Raw genomic sequence first — 16,736 nt, 5'->3', positions numbered from 1 at the left:
ATGGATGCTGAAATCGCCTGTCCTGCGGTGCCGTGGGTCATGCATTACACCTTCGGGCCACAGACGCTGCAAATTTGACACAAATGTTGCGATATTCACTGGTAAACGCAGCAAATACGGGCTGCACTGTTTCACAAACATGGGGCAATCATCAGAAAATGCGCTGATTAATGGCCCGCAAACAACAAGTTGGCGTCACTTTTTGGCCCAATTTAGATGAGAGATAAAAATCAACAGTTACCGGAAAATCCGTGTAACCACCGCAAGTTGAGAGCTGGATGTGAGATGGGTAAGCCACTGGTGAAAGAAAACACAGACGACAAGGACAGCTTCGTCGATGAACTGAAGCCAGGCACAAAACTGATGCACGGCCAGTACACGATCGAAAGTTTCCTGAACGCAGGTGGTTTCGGGATCACATATCTTGCGCGGGACAGCCTGGACCGCAAGATCGTGATCAAGGAATGTTTCCCCGGCGCATTTTGCCGCCGTAGCCGCTATGTGGTGCAGGCCCGGTCGCGCGCGCATCAGAACGAATTGAAATCTATCGTCCGCCTGTTCGTCCAAGAGGCGCGCAGCCTTGCGAAACTGGATCACCCCAACATTGTGGGGGTGCATCAGGTTTTTGAAGACAACGAAACGGCCTATATGGCGCTCGATTTTGTGGAAGGGCGCGACCTGCTTGATACGATCGAAGACCCCAACCACGGGCTGACCCCTACCCAGATCAAGGTGATCCTGAAAGAAGCGCTTGGCGCTGTTGGTTTCATCCACGAACAAGGGATCCTTCACCGCGACATTTCGCCCGACAACATCCTTATCAATGCGCAGTTTCACCCTGTGTTGATTGACTTCGGTGCAGCCCGCGAACAGGCAACAAAGCAAAGCCGGGTTCTGTCGGCCCTGCGCGTGGTCAAGGACGGATATTCGCCACAGGAATTTTACATCGCAGGCAGCGAGCAAGGCCCCAGCAGCGATCTTTATGCCTTGGCTGCATCCTTTTACCATTTGATTGCCAAACAAGTGCCCCCCAACAGCCAGGCGCGTTTGGCCGCCGTCGCATCCAGCGAACCCGACCCTTATGTGCCATTGGTCGGCCGGATCACTGAATACGAAGATTCGTTCTTGGCCGCCATCGACAAGGCTTTGGCCGTACTGCCAAAGGATCGTCTGCAATCCGCCCGGGAATGGCTGGACATGATGGATGGTCTTCCGGGAAATGTCACACCACTGAAGGTGGGAACGGCGATCAAGCCAGCCGCGAAAGCGGCCCCTGTCATCGATGTGGCTGCGCCGCAACAAAAATCAAAACTGCCAATGCTTCTTGGGTCTGCGGCAGTGCTGGCGATTATGGTGGGCGTCGGTGTGATGCTTATGCCGGGTCGTGACGATACCGCTGTTTCGACGGTTGTCGCAGTGCCTTCAGACACACCACCTGTTGTTGTGACTGAAACAGCCGTGCTGGATCAACCGGCCACAGCGCCTGCATCTGCACCGCCTGCTTTTGAACCAGCCGCACCAGACTTGCCGGCGGCGCCCGTGCAGTCAGCGAATGTTGCGCCTGACGCGATTGCTGATCCGGCACCCGTCATGGCCGAGGCCCAGCCCACACCAACACTGACAACAGATACAGCAGCCCCCGAAATCGGAACCGGGACAGACGCTGGGATCATCGGTGGCCCTGTTGCAGCAAGTGACGACATTGCAACACCGGAAATCCGCCCTGTGCCCCGCGCGGACGCGGTGGAAATCGCGGCCATGACGGCAGTCGTCACGCAGCCTGTTCCAGAACCCGTGATGACCCCGCGCCCCACAAGCACGGAACCGGCCGCGGCGATCGCATTTCCCGAACTGCGCGTCAGCCGGTCCATCGTCGAAACTGAAATGGCCGACCTTGTGTTCGCGGCCACGCCAGAGTCCGTCGCCGCCGTTGGCAACGGACTGATCATCGACATTGACGCCGTGACCCCCGGCAACGAATTGCCGCCGCCTAGTGTGGTATCCGTATGGTCTGTGCAATTGCCCTTCCAATCCGATGCGCCCGGGTCAAATGTCGTTGGCGCTTTGGGCGCAGTCACGCCGGTTTGGGTGCGTCCAGGGCTGGAAATCACGGCGGTGAACGGCACGCCGATTGACAGCATTGGCGACATTCCGGCAACCTTGCGTGCCAATCAGCAGGCATCACAGGGCGACACGGTGCAGGTGGTTTTTGGCACCCGTGACCCGGCAACGGGCGAAACCGCGGATCGTGCGTGGATCATGCCGGTCATCCAAGACATCGTCATGTTGAACGGGATCAGGTTTCAGTCGTCCTTTGCCGGTTCCAACTGGCGGACCGTTGTCGTTGATGTGCCCTCGAACACCACCTCAGACCTGCGGCCCGGCGACATCGTAACATCCTACATCCCCACATCAGAACGCATCACAGCCCGTGATACACTGGCAACCATTCTAGAACGTGAGATCGACACGGGAACCACACAGTTCATGTTTGCGGTGCAGCGTGAAGGCAGCATGTGGGTCGCCTCCATGAACATGGATCAATAATTAAACCGCGTCAGGGCGCCGCTGGATCGACGCCTTTGCAACAAACTATAAGGTAGCAAAGATGAATTTTATTCGGGCACTTATCGGAAAAAAGCGGAACGCGGCACAAACGCAGACCAACCAGGTGGATGCGCTGGAACAGTCATACCGCGACACCATCGGCGCACTGACCGAAGAACAAGAGGTTTTGCAACGCCACGCCATTGAAGATGACGAAGGCGGTCACGGCGAATTGGACATGCTGAATAGCGTCAATGCCAAGCTGATCGCCGCACAATCGGCCGCCCCAACGCCGGACGCAGCGCCCGTGGCGGAACCTGCACACCCGATGAGCATCTGGGACATGGAAGATGACGGTCAGCCAACGGCACAGCACGCGCCTACCCCACAAGAGGCCAGCATTGTCGCCGCCGCAAGATCACCGGCACGGTCGCGGCGCACCAAAACCCGATTGATCGGCTTTGAAAAATCAAACGGTGATGTCGTTGATTTGTTCAATGACGCACCAAAAGCCGGAGCAACACAACGCGCAAAGTTCCCCGTTGGCTGGATTGTCATTGCCGAAGGTCCGGGGCGCGGCGAAAGCTTTTCGCTAATGGCAGGCATGTCGCAAATTGGCCGTGGCGAAGATCAGGCTGTGCAGCTTGATTTCGGGGATAACGCCATTTCGCGCACCAACCATGCAGCAATTGTCTATGATCCCCAAAGCAAAGAATTTCTGTTAGGGCACGGTGGCAAATCAAACATCGTGCGGCTGAACGAAAAACCGCTGATCAGTAATGAAAAACTGAGATCAGGTGATATCATCCGCATCGGTGAAACGGTGCTGCGGTTTGTGGCGCTGTGTGACGAAACATTCAACTGGTCCAACGGCACAAACGAGGAGAACGAAGATGTGGCGATCGCCTGAACCACGTTTTGATGTCGCATCAGCAATCTGCCAGGGTGGCCGCGATTATCAAGAAGATGCCATCGTCACCGATTTCCCATTTGGCGCCGATAGCGGCGTTGTCGTTTTGGCAGATGGCATGGGCGGCCATGCGGCTGGTGATGTTGCCAGCAAGATCGTTGTGACAGAAGTTTTCAGTGAACTGAAATTCCAAAGCGCGAACTTTGCCGATTTCGAAAACGAGATCCCGCAATTTTTGACCTCGGCGGCCGTAAATGCGAATAATTGCGTGCGTGCGCATGTCCAGCAGAACCCCGAAACCCGCGGAATGGGGGCCACGCTTGTATCATTGGTTTTGATTGAGAACCGGATGTTCTGGATGTCGATTGGCGATTCGCCTCTCTATCATTTCCGGGGCGGCAAACTGCAACAACTGAACGAAGACCATTCCATGGCGCCCCAGATCGACTTTATGGTAAAGTCGGGATTGCTGGCGCCCGAAGCAGGAAAAAACCACCCTGATCGCAACTGCCTGACCTCGGTTATTCTGGGGGAACGTGTTGCCAAATCGGATTGCCCCCAAATACCTTTTCAGCTTGAGGTCGGCGATATTGTGATCGTCTCCAGCGATGGTTTGCAATACCTTGAGGACAAGCAAATTCAAAAGATCCTTCACCGTTATCGCCGCCGCAAAAGCGCCGAAATCGCTGGATATCTGCTCGAAGCGATTGAATCCCTCGCCGACCCGGATCAGGATAACGTATCGTTTTCGGTCATCAAGCTGAACCACAACAAACCCGTAATCCGCGCCATCCGCGCCAAGCCTTTGGGCCATGTCGAAACGCACGACGCGTCTATCACCCGTCTGGTCGAATTGAACGATGTTGCCATACCAGAACCGATCGCTGCCGTCACACCGCACAAGGCGCCAGCGCCGAAGGTAAAGCAGGTGAAACCGCTGAAATCATTGAACCCATCAGATACGAAAGCATCAGATGAGGAATCATCTTTGCCGCCAGCGAAAATTGCTGCCGGAGTAAAATAATGTCGGATCAAGCGCGTAAAAAAAAGATACAGCACGACCTAACCCAAGCGATCGCGGGCGGTCGTCTGCCCCCCGAGGTTCAGGATCGCGCAACAAAGATCCTGGCGCGCCTGGAACAACCTGTACGGATTGCCTTGATGGGCTTGCCTGGATCGGGCAAATCAAATTTGGTCAACCTGCTTGTTGGCGCCGACATCATGGCGGAAGGCCTGCGCCTGCCCACCCTGCAATTGTCTTTCAACAAGACAGCGCAGACAATTTGCACCTTGCCTGACGGCACTCGGCAAACGCTGTCGCACAGTGATGTCCAACAGGTCGCGGTGCTGTCACCTGCCTTTGTCGAAATGCAGTTACCCTTACCTGCACTGCGTAAGATTTCCGTGCTAGAGGTGGTCGCCCCGCATGACCCAACCGCCCTGCAGCGGGCCAGCCAATGGGCGTCCAAACGCTGTGATATCGCAATTTGGTGTTCACAGGCATTTCGTCCAGCCGAACAGGCAATTTGGGGACAGATGCCGGACCTGATCAAGGATCATGGTTTTCTGATGGTCACCAAGGCCGACACGCTGATGGCCGAAGGGGTGCTGGATGCAACGCTGGACACCATCCGGGATGTCGCACGGGATGAATTCAACCAGATAATGCCGATCGCGACCCGCGATGCCCTGGCCGCGCGCCAGCCCGATGGCAGCGTCGATAAGAACAAGATGCGCAGCAGTGGCGGGTTGGCACTGATTTCCGCAATACTGAAACAGGTCGAAATGGGCCACCAATCGACGTTGGACATGGCCGAGGTTTTGCTTTTGCAACACCCCGATGCGATCAGCAACGCCGCCGCGCAACTGGAAACACCGCAATCAAACGACGTGTCGGACCTTGCGGCAATTGACCCTGAACCCGTCGTCGTTGCGCCTGATGCACCCGCACCAGCCGCAGACATTGTGCCTGCCGATGACCACACGGCGCATTCTGACGAAAGAACCGTAACCCTGCACCCCGCGACTCGTGCGGCGTATGAACATGTGCTGGATTATATCATCGATCAAAGTCAGACATTGCTTGATCTGGCGGCCGAATTGGGGGACGCCGCCCCGGCACAGATCATGGATAAAACGGTGGAACATCTGCAATGGCTTAGTGAATATCTGAACGCGAATGGTGATGATGCCGACCCGGCGCTGACCCGTGTGCGCGACACCGCGATGGATGCCGCAGACCTTGTCCAATTGATGCAAATGGAAAAGCGCGACAGCGCCGCAGTCGAGGCGCTCAGCCTGATGATTCAGATCAAGCATGAGCTTCAGGCGGATCTTGCTGCATAAACCGTGACAAAACTTGGCCGATTTCTAAAACAGCCGCCATATTTTTGCCGTTCTGATCTGTTTCCATAATAGCAATAAACAGGTGTTGATCGCATCCATTGGCGCAACTGCGGACAAATGACTGGTGAACACCCAATTTTTAATTGAGGACGGACTAGGATGAAAATGGAAGAGCTGACAAAGGGGGACGGTTACAAGGTTCCGGCAGCCCATCACCCTTTCATGCGGCTTGGCCTTGAAAAGCTTGAGGCATTTCATGACGAGGTCAACGACCTCGAATTGACGCTGGCGGATATTGTAAAACTGGGCGGAGCTGACGCAGAAAAAAAATCTGTCCGCATTATCAAGCAATTACGTGCATTTGAACCAAGCGTAACCATGATTGGGCAAATCAAGTCGGGCAAGACTTCGCTGGTCAACGCGATGATCGGCCGGCCTGATCTGCTGCCCGCTGACGTAAACCCATGGACGTCGGTTGTGACGTCGCTACACTTGAATACGCCCTTGCCTGCGGATGCCCCCACAGCGACCTTTCAATTCTTCAGTCAGAACGAATGGGACCATCTGGTCGAAAACGGCGGCCGAATCGGTGAATTATCGAGCCGGGCCGGTGCTGACGACGAACTGGAAAAAATCCGAACGCAGATCGCCGAAATGCGTGAAAAAACCAAAGCCCGCCTGGGCCGGAAATTTGAACTTCTTCTGGGTCAAAAACACAATTACGCCGACATCAATGATGATCTTGTGCAGCGCTATGTCTGCATGGGTGACGATTTCGAAGATCTGGACGAACAAGACCAGCAAGGCCGCTTTGCCGATATCACCAAATCCGCCGATCTTTACCTGAAGGCGGATGCAATTCCGATGGCGCTGTGCCTGCGTGATACACCCGGCGTGAACGACACCTTTATGATGCGCGAACAAATCACGATCAACGCGCTGCGTGACAGCCGCATCTGCGTCGTCGTGCTGTCGGCACATCAGGCGCTCAGTTCGATGGACATGGGGCTGATCCGGCTGATTGCGAACGTCAAATCACGTGAAGTCGTGATTTTCGTGAACCGGATCGACGAATTGGCAGATCCCGCGAGCCAGGTGCCTGAAATCCGTGACAGCATTTTGAAAACCCTAGCCGACAACAACGGCCCGGCGGATCCTGAGCTGATTTTTGGCAGCGCCTATTGGGCCAATATGGCACTTGCAGAAAATCTTGACGCCATTGTTGCCGATAGCGCCGAAGCCATGTTCAACTGGGCCGAAGCATCGTTGAGCGCTGAAACCGCCGACATGGAAATCAATGAACTTGTCTGGCATCTCTCCGGTGTTCCCCAGCTATACAAAGCCCTGTCAGAACGCATCGTCGAAGGCGCAGGCACAGAAATCCTTGCTGCGTCGCGCAAACGTGCGCTGAACCTTGTCGGTGGCGTGCGCGCCTCTGATTCGGTGGTGTCGATGCGCCTGGATGGTGACGCTATCGAAATCATGCCGCAGGCCGAACTGAAAATGCACCTGCGCAATCTGGAAGCCAATAACCTGACCTTTCTGAATGACCGGTTGGATATCGTGTTTCAACAATTTGCATCACGGGTAGACCAATCGCACAAGCGATTCCTTGAACGGGCGTTGGAATCGCTGCTGCAACATCTTGAAACCAATGGCGAAGACGAAGTTTGGCAATACAGCCCCGACGGCCTGCGGATGCTGTTGCGCACCAGCTATCAGGTGATGCGCCGCAATGTGGCATCGACCTGCGAACAGGTCTTTGCGGCAGCGGCAAATGATCTGGCCGACACATACCGCACGGCTTTTGGGGTTGCTGTCGAAAACTTTTCGATCACGCCGCCTGCTGCGCCAGAAATCCCCGCGCCCGTATCATTGGGCAAAACCATCGCATTGGACCTGCAAACATCATGGTGGAAAGGGTGGTGGCAACGTCGCAAAGGTTACCGCGCCTTTGCCAGCGGCTTCTATGACTTGATTGAGGCAGAAACCACACCGATCGTGGATGAACTGAAAATCCGGCAAGCGGAAGTCATCCGCGGCATGGCGCAAGCGGAACTGCGCGAATTTTTGTTGGAACAGCGCAGTTTTCTGATGGATATGAGCGAAAAGTCACATATCGGCGTTGCGGAACTGGAAAAAATATTTGGCATAACCGCGCAACAGAAACGTCAAGAGCTGTTCGATTTCATCTTTGACGAACTGAGCGACACGCGTGCCGACGCCATCGAAGGAGCAGCATGATGACCGCGCAGCGCAAACCCCGTATTGCCCTGATGGGTGAATTCAGCGCAGGTAAAAGCACGCTGTCCAATCTTTTGTTGGGCGCGCGCCCGCTGCCCGAAAAAGTAACTGCAACCCGCTTGTCACCGGTCTGGATGTCGCATGGCACCGACGCCCCATACCGGGTTGACGTTGACGGATCGACCGAACCCGTATCGATTGACCAGCTTATTAACGTCCCGGTCCATGAAACCCGGGTGATCCGCCTTTTCCTTGAATCAGATATCCTTGACGTTTGTGATCTGATCGACTTCCCGGGGATTTCAGACCCGAATATGTCATCCACCGTCTGGGAACGCGTCCTGACAGAAGTTGACGCTGTCATCTGGTGCACCCATGCAACGCAGGCCTGGCGCCAATCAGAGTCGGCCGTATGGGATACGATCCCCCAACTAGTGCGCGACAATTCGATCTTGCTGATCACGCGATTTGACAAACTGACAACTGAAAATGACCGTCGCCGCGTGCTAAAACGTGTGATGCGCGAAACAAAGGGCCAGTTCGCCGGCACATTCCCGATTTCACTGATCCAGGCGCTTCAAGCCGGCGACGACCCTGATAAATGGGATGCAAGCGGCGCAGGCCCTTTTGTGAATCACCTGATCGACATGATTCAGCGGCTGTCTGAATTGGCAGCACGGACACCCGAAGGATTGTATAACTATGCCAATGTTACGCAATTGCCCGCCCCGGTGATGGCGCCCGTAACCCCCCGCCGTGTCATGCGCCCGACCGAAAGTGACCAGACAGCAAAACCGCGACTGCCTGCCAATACGGCCGCTTTTACTGACCCGATCATCAGATCATCCTGACAACACGTGCTTGTCCAGGCTTCCCCCTTGGCCTGTTTTGACGTAGTTAAGTGCAAAAAGCGCAAAAAGGCGGGCAAAAACCATGGTCATGGATGACTTGGACGCATTGCAGGACAGGCATGCCGGCTGTGAAACAGTTGCCTTTGCCGATCTGTCAACTCAGATGGTTCTGGTAACAAATTCACAAACGCAATTGCGGCGGGAAACGCTGGACATGCTGTGCGCCGAAGCTGCGATTGTTTTGGGTGATGCCAAAATGGTCATGCTGGGCGCGAATCCTGGCAACGTGGCCTTTGTTGCCACAAAAAACCAGCTCAGGATCTTTCTACGTTCGGAATCAGAACCAAGCGATGTGTTGTGCTGCGTCTGCGCACCCAATCTTGACGTGCCGGGCTTTCTGTCTGATGCCCGCCCCTGTCTTGAGAAGATCAGCCATGGTGCATGATGCTGTTCGGCCCGCAACTGTCGCAAAGGGGGCGTGTTGTGCCTGACCGATCCGTCATCGCCACCAAACTGGCGGCGCTTGTTGAAAAAAACGCCAGGTTAAAAGACGGCAAGCGCTTGATCAGCCACGATCTGCCGCCACTTGCTGCCATCTTGCGCGAAATCGACGACACCGTGCTGGAACGCACGTTGATCTTTGGCATTGGCCAGACAAACGTTCATGCGGTTGTGGCCGGGCGACGTTTGAAAGGCATTGTCGAAATATCTGGCGATGTTACGGCGCAGGATGACATCGTGGGGCAAATCTTTTCACGCGATGATCCCGCGCCACTTGCGGCCATTGGCACACTTCTGAAAAAGCTTTGCGACGCGACACCACAGGTCACCGTGATCAGCACTGCACCGCGTCCGCTTGGTTCCAGCGCCGAGGCCGGGGTTGCGACCGCGGCCCTTGCCAGCGCGTGGGCGGTCGATACCGTGCGACAGCCAGCCACCGCATTGCAGCAGTTTGTGGCAGCGAATGTAGCACTGATCACCGCCAGTTATCATGTCGCGGATGGGCAACCGCCCCAGACCACCGGCGACACAGCCCGCCTGCAAGACATCTGGAAAACCCAGATCACCCTGTTTCGCAAGCGCCACAAATCTGTTGTGGGAAAACCGGCAACCCCGATGTTGATCGGCATTCAAACCAAACAGCCCAATCAGATGCTTTGTCTGGCCGTGGTTGACGGTGAACAATGCCTGATCTCTGGCCCGGCAGATGGTTTGCCCGCATTGTTGGCATCCTGGACGCAGATTTTTGGTGATTAAGCGAATTTGGGCAGGGACTACGACAGCAAGATGATCCCGATTGAACAAGGTGTAACCATGCATCCAGCCGTCGCATCCGCACCTGTCGCCCAGACTTTCTTTGACGGTTTCAAGGAAAGATATTTTGCAACGGCCGATGGCCCTGTCTTTTGTAGAATCGGCGGGTCCGGGCCACCCGTTGTGCTGCTGCATGGCTATCCGCAGACATCAGCGATGTGGCATATCGTTGCCGCAGATCTGGCGCGGGATCATCAGGTGATCTGCCCTGACCTGCGTGGGTATGGCCGGTCGTTCAAACCGGTCACCGATGCGCAGCACACGCCCTACTCCAAACGTGCGATGGCAGGCGATATTCTGGCGGTGATGGATGCGTTGGGGCATGATCGGTTTCTTGTCGGTTCGCATGATCGCGGGTCGCGTGTGGCGCATCGGCTGGCCGCCGATCACCCCGACCGAGTGCTGGCACTTGCCACGTTAGACATCGCGCCCACGCGCGAAATGTATCGCGACGCCGGCAGTGCCTTTGCCCACACCTATTGGCACTGGTATTGGCTGACGCTGCCGCACCCTTTCCCCGAAACTTTGATCAAACCTGACCCTGCGTTTTTCTGGCTGTCCAAATGTGGGGCGGGCAAGGCTGGCCTGACACCTTTCGTGCAACAGGCGCTGGATGAATACCTGACCCGCTTTGCCGATCCAGCAGCCATTCATGGCGCTTGCGAAGATTACCGCGCCGCCGCAACGATCGACATCGCCCATGATGATGCAGACCCCCGCAAACTGGCCATGCCTCTGCTGGCGCTCTGGGGCCGGGATGGCGCGATAGAGGCGCATTTTGATTGCTTGGCGCTGTGGCGTGAACGGGCCACCGATGTGCGCGGCTGGGCCTTGCCCGGCGGGCATTATCTGGCCGAAGAATGTCCGGATACGGTGATTGCCGCATGGCGCCCATTCTTTGCCGCCATTCCAAAGAATTGATTCTGCCCTGCCTTATGAACTGGCATTTTCCGTTTTGACGGCGCTGAAATTTACAATTCAGCATTTATGCCTGAATTGAGCGCCCGCAGCCTGAGACACGCTGCGCGGCGACAACATCACTGTTGCGGACACCCTGTTACCATGCCGGTCGAACCGTTCATAGGGCAACGCCGCGATAAAACGGGAACATATATTGATGCCACATAAGACATTTATCAGTGCATCCGCGCTTGCGGCCTCGCTGGCCACCACTGGTATCGCCACCGCACAAGATTGCGCCGCCCCGATCAAGGTCGGCATGCTGCATTCGCTGTCAGGGTCGATGGCCATTTCCGAAACCACGCTGAAAGACGTGATGCTGATGCTGATCGCACAGCAAAACGCGGCGGGCGATCTTTTGGACTGCGAGATCGAGGCCGTCGTGGCTGACCCTGTGTCCGACTTGACCCTGTGTCCGACTGGCCGCTGTTTGCCGAAATAGCTCGCGAATTGCTGACCGTATCCGAGGTGGGCATGATCTTTGGCAACTGGACCAGCGTCAATCACAAATCCGTGCTGCCGGTAATCGAGGAACTGAACGGACTGCTGTTCTATCCTGTGCAATATGAAGGCGAAGAAAGCGCGCGCAATGTGTTCTACACCGGTGCCGCGCCGAACCAGCAGGCGATTCCTGCGGCGAACTATTTCCAGTCCGCAGATACCCCACCAACGTGGAATTCATCGCCGCATGAAAGGCGTTCATGGGTGAAAACCGCGTTACCAACGACCCGATGGAGGCGCATTATATCGGTTTCAACATGTGGGCGAACGCAGTGATAAAGGCAGGCACAACCGTTGTCGATGACTTGCGCAGCGCGATGTACGGGCAGGAATTTCCAAATCTGACCGATGGCACGGCCGTTATGCTGCCGAACCACCACCTCGCCAAACCGGTGCTGATTGGTGAAATTCAGGCCGATGGGCAGTTTGACATCATCAGCCAAACCACCGAAGTGCCCGGCGACGCATGGACAGATTTCCTGCCGGAAAGCGCTGTGCTGATCTCGGATTGGCAGACACTTGGTTGCGGGATGTATAACACCGAAACGCAAACCTGCGTGCAGTTGACATGCAACTACTGAACCACGCCGCGGTGCGGAGGCTGCCATGGAACGGCTGGTTATCCGCCACCTGTACCACCGGCCACTGGAAACTCTGCTGGCGACATTCGGCATTTCGATCGCGCTGCAACAACTGGCGAAAAATATCTTTGGCACACAGGCCCTCCCCCTGACATCACCCGCATGGCTGGACGGCGCATTGGTGTTCAGCGAGATCCTCCAGATCAGCTATATCCGGGTTGCGATTTTTGTGCTGGCGCTGATCATCTACATTCTCAAACGGACGCGCCTCGGGTTGGAAGTGCGCCCCGTCACCCAGAATCCCGGCATGGCGGCCTCCATGGGGATCAACCTGCTGACCTTCGGGCTGGGGTCCGGCATCGCTGGAATTACAGGCGTGGCGATCGGAGTTTATGCCAAAGTCACTTCTGAAACGGGCGCGGATTATATCGTGTAATCCTTCATGACAGTCGTGGTAGGCGGCGTTGGCAACGTCTGGGGCACACTGGCGGGCGCTTCACTGATCGGCTTTTTGCAAAAGGGGATCGAATGGTTCAACCCGTCCAACACCCTTGCCGCGCAAACCTTCATGATCATCTTCATCATTCTTTTTATCCAGTTCCGGCCCAAGGGCATCGTCGCCCTCAAAGGCCGCGCCGCCGCGGATTAGACGCATACCCCTTCTTTTGTTCAAAAATACCTTGGGGTGGTCTGGAGGGGTGAAACCCCTCCAGCTTGGCGACGCGCATCGCGCGGCGCAAAACCTCGCCCAACAAAGGCCCATTTCATGAAAAGTTTTTTGATGCGCAACCCATCAACCTTGTGGTTACTTGTGGCGCTCAGCCTATTCATTATCGGCGTGACGATGCTCTCAGAGACAGGCATCGGTGTTATTTCCACGTCATTTGTGAAAACATTGGGCAAAACACTCTGCCTGTGTCTTGTCGCCATCGCAATGGACGTGGTGTTTGGATATTGTGGCATTCCCAGTCTTGGGCATTTCGCCTTTTTCGGGGTTGGCGGCTATGCCATCGGAAACCAGATTTTCGGGGTGGTTGGCAGTTCCGAATTTCCAAGGCTCTGGGCCTTTGCCGACAGCCTGCCATTGCAATTGCTGATAGTGGTGCTGGTGCCGGGGCTGCTGGCACTGGTCGTTGGCTGGCATGCCTTCCGCAGCCGGGTCACCGGGGTTTACCAGTCGATCCTGACACAGGCAGGCACACTGGCGCTGGCGCTTTACCAGTTCCAGAATGACAGCGGCTTGCGCGGCAACAACGGCCTGTCGGGGCTGCAGAACATCCCCGGCTTTGAATAGCCACCGCAATCCACGATTTCGCTGGCCTTCTTTTACGCCTCTGCGCTGGCGTTGGCATTGGCATTGGCATTGGCATTGGGGTATCTGCTGTGCGCATGGGTCGCGTCAGGTAAATTCGGCGGCGTGAACAAGACGATCCGCGATAACGAAGCGCGCGTCCGGTTTCTTGGGTATCATGTCGAACGCTACAAACTGTTCATTTTTACCCTGAAAGCGATGGTCGCCGGGGTTGCGGGCGCGCTGTATTATCCCCAACCAGGCATCATCAACCCCGCTGAAATCGCGCCGATCGCGTCGATCTACCTTGCTGTCTGGGTCGCCATCGGCGGGCGCGGGCGGCTTTATGGCACGGCCAGCGGCGCGACGTTTGTTGCGCTTTTGTCCAACTGGTTCACCGGCGGCGACGCACCGGCGATCAACCTTGCTTTTTTACACAATCCAATGGACAGATTTGTGAACCCGAATTACGCGCCGTGATCGGCCCCAACGGTATGGGCAAAACCAGCCTTTTCAAGGCGATATCGGGGCGGCACCCCTATTCCGGTGGCTGCCGGTCAGTAAGCGGGCAAATGCTTGATCACCCCACCGCCTTTGCCGCCGCGCGGGCCGGCATCGCCTATGTTCCCCAAGACCGCAAGATTTTCCCGTTGATGAGCGTGCAGGAAAACCTTGAAACCGTCTTTGCCTGCCTGCCCAAATCCAACCGCACGATCCCCGATCAGATCTTTCGCCCGTTTCCTGTGCTGCTGGATATGAAGGCCCGGCGCGGTGGTGAACTGGCGCTTTAAGGCGGCCATATCAGGGCGATGGCAGCATCTTTACCCACGCATCGGCATGTGCGACATCATAGGCCAAAGCAACAGCCAAAGCCGAGGACCGCATGACCATTTTTGATGAAGACCTTTTCAAAAAAGGGCTGGAACAACGCAAGGCGACGCTTGGCGCGGGTTATGTCGAAACCAACCTTGCTGCCGCCGATGATTTCAACCGTCCGTTTCAGGAAGCGATGACAGCCTGGTGCTGGGGGTTTGGCTGGGGTGACGGCGTGATCGACGCAAAGACCCGTTCGATGATGAACCTGTCTATGCTCGGTGCGCTTGGCAAAATGCACGAATGGGAACTTCACTGCCGCGGCGCGCTGAACAATGGCGTTTCGGTTGATGAAATCCGCGCCATCATCCACGTGATCGGCATTTACTGCGGTGTGCCACAAGCGATCGAATGTTTTCGCGCCGCCCGTAAAGTGTTGGAAGAAGAGGGTTTGCTTTGACGCAGTCACCCAAATAAAGCGTCATCGCTGCAAGACATACGACCCCGGCGCATTATCAATCGGGCGATAGCGCCCTTTGCTTGCCCCGATGCGCGGCGGGGTGACCGGGGTGCCGGATCGGTCTGACAACCACGTGACAAACGCAGGCCACCATGACCCTTGCTGGCGATCGACAGCCGCCTGCCAATCTTCTGGCGCGACGTATGTTTCACCTTTTTCAGTCGTGCATAATTGATAGCTCCGGCCCTCTCGTCCCGGTTCATTCACGATCCCCGCGTTATGACCTCCGGTGGTCAAAACAAACGTGATCTGCGTATCTGCAAGCAAATGCAGTTTGTAAACTGACGGCCATGGGGCCACGTGATCGGTCAAGGTTGAGACACAGAAAATCGGCACCCGGATATTGCGCACGGTGACGGGTTTGCCGTCGATCATATACTTTCCCTCGGCCAGTTCATTGCCCAGATACATTTTGCGCAAATATTCGCTGTGCATCCGATACGGCATCCGTGTCGCATCCGCATTCCATGCCATCAGGTCGAACATTTCTTGCCGGCTGCCCATCAGGTATTCATGCACATAACGCGACCAGATCAGATCAGCCGAGCGCAGCAATTGAAATGCGCTCGCCATTTGCTTTGTGTCCAGATAGCCCTGATCCCACATCATGTTCTCAAGATAGGCAACCTCGCTTTCGCTGACAAAAAGCTGAAGCTCTCCGGGTTCTTCGAAATCTGTCTGCGTCGCCAAAAGTGTCAATGTGGCAAGGCGGTTATCGCGGTCCCGCGCCATTTGCGCCGCTTTTGCCGCCATCAATGTGCCGCCAAGGCAATATCCCACCGCATGAATTTTCACATCAGGGACGATGGCGCTGACGGCATCCAGAGCCTCTGTCACGGCCTCAAGATAATCCGACATCCCCAGATCACGGTCTTCTGCCGTGGGGTTGCGCCATGAAATCATGAACACGCTGAAACCCTGCGCGACAAGGTATTTGACCAGCGAATTATGCGGGCTCAGATCAAGAATGTAATACTTCATGATCCACGCGGGAATGATCAGGATAGGTTCGGGTTTCACCTTGGTTGTCTGGGGGGTATATTGGATCAGCTCAATCAACCGATTGCGGAAAACAACCTTGCCCGGCGTCACCGCGACCGCGTGACCAGGCCTGAAATTTTCCGTGCCAAGAGGAAGTTTGCCGGAAATTGCACGCTCCCAATCTTCCAGAAAGTTCTGAAAGCCGCGTAGCAGGTTCGCCCCCCCTTCGCGAAGTGTAGCAGCGGCAACCTCAGGGTTTGTGACCACAAAGTTGGAAGGCGATACCATATCCAATAGCTGACGGCTGACAAAAGAAATAACCTGTTCTTCGCGTGTGCTAAGCCCGTCAATATCGCTCGCCGCATTATACCACCACTGCTGCGTCAGCAAAAAACCTTGGTACATCAGATTATGCGGCCATTTGTGCCAGGCGTCGTGATCAAACCGGTGGTCGTGGGGCAAGGGTTCAATACAAGGTGCCGCATCAGGATAGCGGGCAAGTTCACCCGCATGCACCGCAAGACGCATCGCTTTGCGGGTCGCTTTTTCGATCAACTGCAACTGTTTGCCCGGCGACCCTGCCAGATGCGTCCACCACGCCACCCATGTTGACGTCAGCCCATAGGGGGAAATGCCCAAAGTGAAGCGGGCCAGATGCGCATTTGCCGCCCGGTCAAGACTTTTCGTGCTGTAACGATCCGGCGTATCAAAGGGAAGGTTTCGCACAATTTCAGGGGGCTCAGCATCCAGCCCTGAACGCGATTCTTCGGCGACAGGCAGTGGTAGCACAGCGGGTTCAGGTGCTGCACTTGGTTGCTTTCCCAGTGTTTTATGGTTTTTTTCCGGCATGCGCGTCCTCATCACAGGGTGCGCCAAA

General features: G+C 55.8%; 12 protein-coding genes and 3 pseudogenes. 14 read left to right on the top strand and 1 reads right to left on the bottom strand.

From position 1 onward, the window contains the following. Window positions 1-285: 285 nt before the first annotated feature. From IBX59_RS01645 to IBX59_RS01580, 14 genes and pseudogenes are all read left to right on the top strand, one after another. On the top strand, window positions 286-2,547 hold the full coding sequence (locus IBX59_RS01645; RefSeq protein WP_296371703.1) for a serine/threonine protein kinase: 2,262 nt from the start codon (window positions 286-288) through the stop codon (window positions 2,545-2,547). A 61-nt stretch (window positions 2,548-2,608) separates the two neighbouring features. Further along, window positions 2,609-3,457 carry an FHA domain-containing protein gene (locus IBX59_RS01640; protein ID WP_296371701.1) on the top strand — a complete coding sequence of 283 codons (849 nt, stop codon included), beginning with the start codon at window positions 2,609-2,611 and terminating at the stop codon, window positions 3,455-3,457. After that, complete coding sequence (locus tag IBX59_RS01635) at window positions 3,441-4,481, top strand: protein phosphatase 2C domain-containing protein (protein ID WP_296371699.1); 1,041 nt, start codon at window positions 3,441-3,443, stop codon at window positions 4,479-4,481. Before IBX59_RS01640 ends, IBX59_RS01635 begins: the two co-directional genes overlap by 17 nt. Window positions 4,482-4,618: 137 nt before the next feature. Continuing rightward, a complete protein-coding gene (locus IBX59_RS01630) occupies window positions 4,619-5,803 on the top strand; it encodes a hypothetical protein (protein WP_296371697.1) in 1,185 nt (394 codons plus the stop codon). A 165-nt stretch (window positions 5,804-5,968) separates the two neighbouring features. Then, entirely contained in the window at window positions 5,969-8,047 is a 2,079-nt protein-coding gene (locus tag IBX59_RS01625; protein ID WP_296371694.1) for a dynamin family protein, read from the top strand. Further along, window positions 8,047-8,898: a dynamin family protein gene (locus tag IBX59_RS01620; RefSeq protein ID WP_296371692.1), complete on the top strand. Its 852-nt coding sequence runs from the start codon at window positions 8,047-8,049 to the stop codon at window positions 8,896-8,898. Before IBX59_RS01625 ends, IBX59_RS01620 begins: the two co-directional genes overlap by 1 nt. Window positions 8,899-8,986: 88 nt before the next feature. Continuing rightward, window positions 8,987-9,343 (top strand): hypothetical protein, encoded by a 357-nt coding sequence (locus tag IBX59_RS01615; protein ID WP_296371690.1) that lies wholly within the window; start codon window positions 8,987-8,989, stop codon window positions 9,341-9,343. Between the two features lie 38 nt (window positions 9,344-9,381). Then, entirely contained in the window at window positions 9,382-10,155 is a 774-nt protein-coding gene (locus tag IBX59_RS01610) for a hypothetical protein (protein ID WP_296371688.1), read from the top strand. A 30-nt stretch (window positions 10,156-10,185) separates the two neighbouring features. Beyond that, the gene (locus tag IBX59_RS01605; RefSeq protein ID WP_296371686.1) at window positions 10,186-11,133 is read left to right on the top strand and encodes an alpha/beta hydrolase; all 948 of its coding nucleotides are present in this window, start codon (window positions 10,186-10,188) and stop codon (window positions 11,131-11,133) included. Between the two features lie 196 nt (window positions 11,134-11,329). Next, window positions 11,330-12,254: pseudogene (locus IBX59_RS01600) on the top strand (transporter substrate-binding protein). 22 nt (window positions 12,255-12,276) lie between these two features. Further along, window positions 12,277-12,903, top strand: a pseudogene (locus IBX59_RS01595) (urea ABC transporter permease subunit UrtB); the annotation flags it as partial. A gap of 117 nt (window positions 12,904-13,020) precedes the next feature. Then, window positions 13,021-13,999, top strand: a pseudogene (locus IBX59_RS01590) (urea ABC transporter permease subunit UrtC); the annotation flags it as partial. Between the two features lie 40 nt (window positions 14,000-14,039). Beyond that, a complete protein-coding gene (locus IBX59_RS01585; protein WP_296371895.1) occupies window positions 14,040-14,336 on the top strand; it encodes an ATP-binding cassette domain-containing protein in 297 nt (98 codons plus the stop codon). Between the two features lie 92 nt (window positions 14,337-14,428). After that, the gene (locus IBX59_RS01580) at window positions 14,429-14,818 is read left to right on the top strand and encodes a carboxymuconolactone decarboxylase family protein (RefSeq protein ID WP_296371684.1); all 390 of its coding nucleotides are present in this window, start codon (window positions 14,429-14,431) and stop codon (window positions 14,816-14,818) included. Window positions 14,819-14,839: 21 nt separating this feature from the next. On the opposite strand, the gene IBX59_RS01575 is transcribed toward IBX59_RS01580, so the two are convergent. Beyond that, on the bottom strand, window positions 14,840-16,708 hold the full coding sequence (locus IBX59_RS01575; RefSeq protein ID WP_296371683.1) for an alpha/beta fold hydrolase: 1,869 nt from the start codon (window positions 16,706-16,708) through the stop codon (window positions 14,840-14,842). Between the last annotated feature and the right edge of the window lie 28 nt (window positions 16,709-16,736).

This window comes from Yoonia sp. (genome assembly GCF_014859355.1).
In the GTDB taxonomy this organism is placed as follows: Bacteria; Pseudomonadota; Alphaproteobacteria; order Rhodobacterales; family Rhodobacteraceae; genus Yoonia.
Note: the sequence above shows the minus strand (reverse complement) of the source record. Positions and strands in the feature narration are given on the sequence as shown.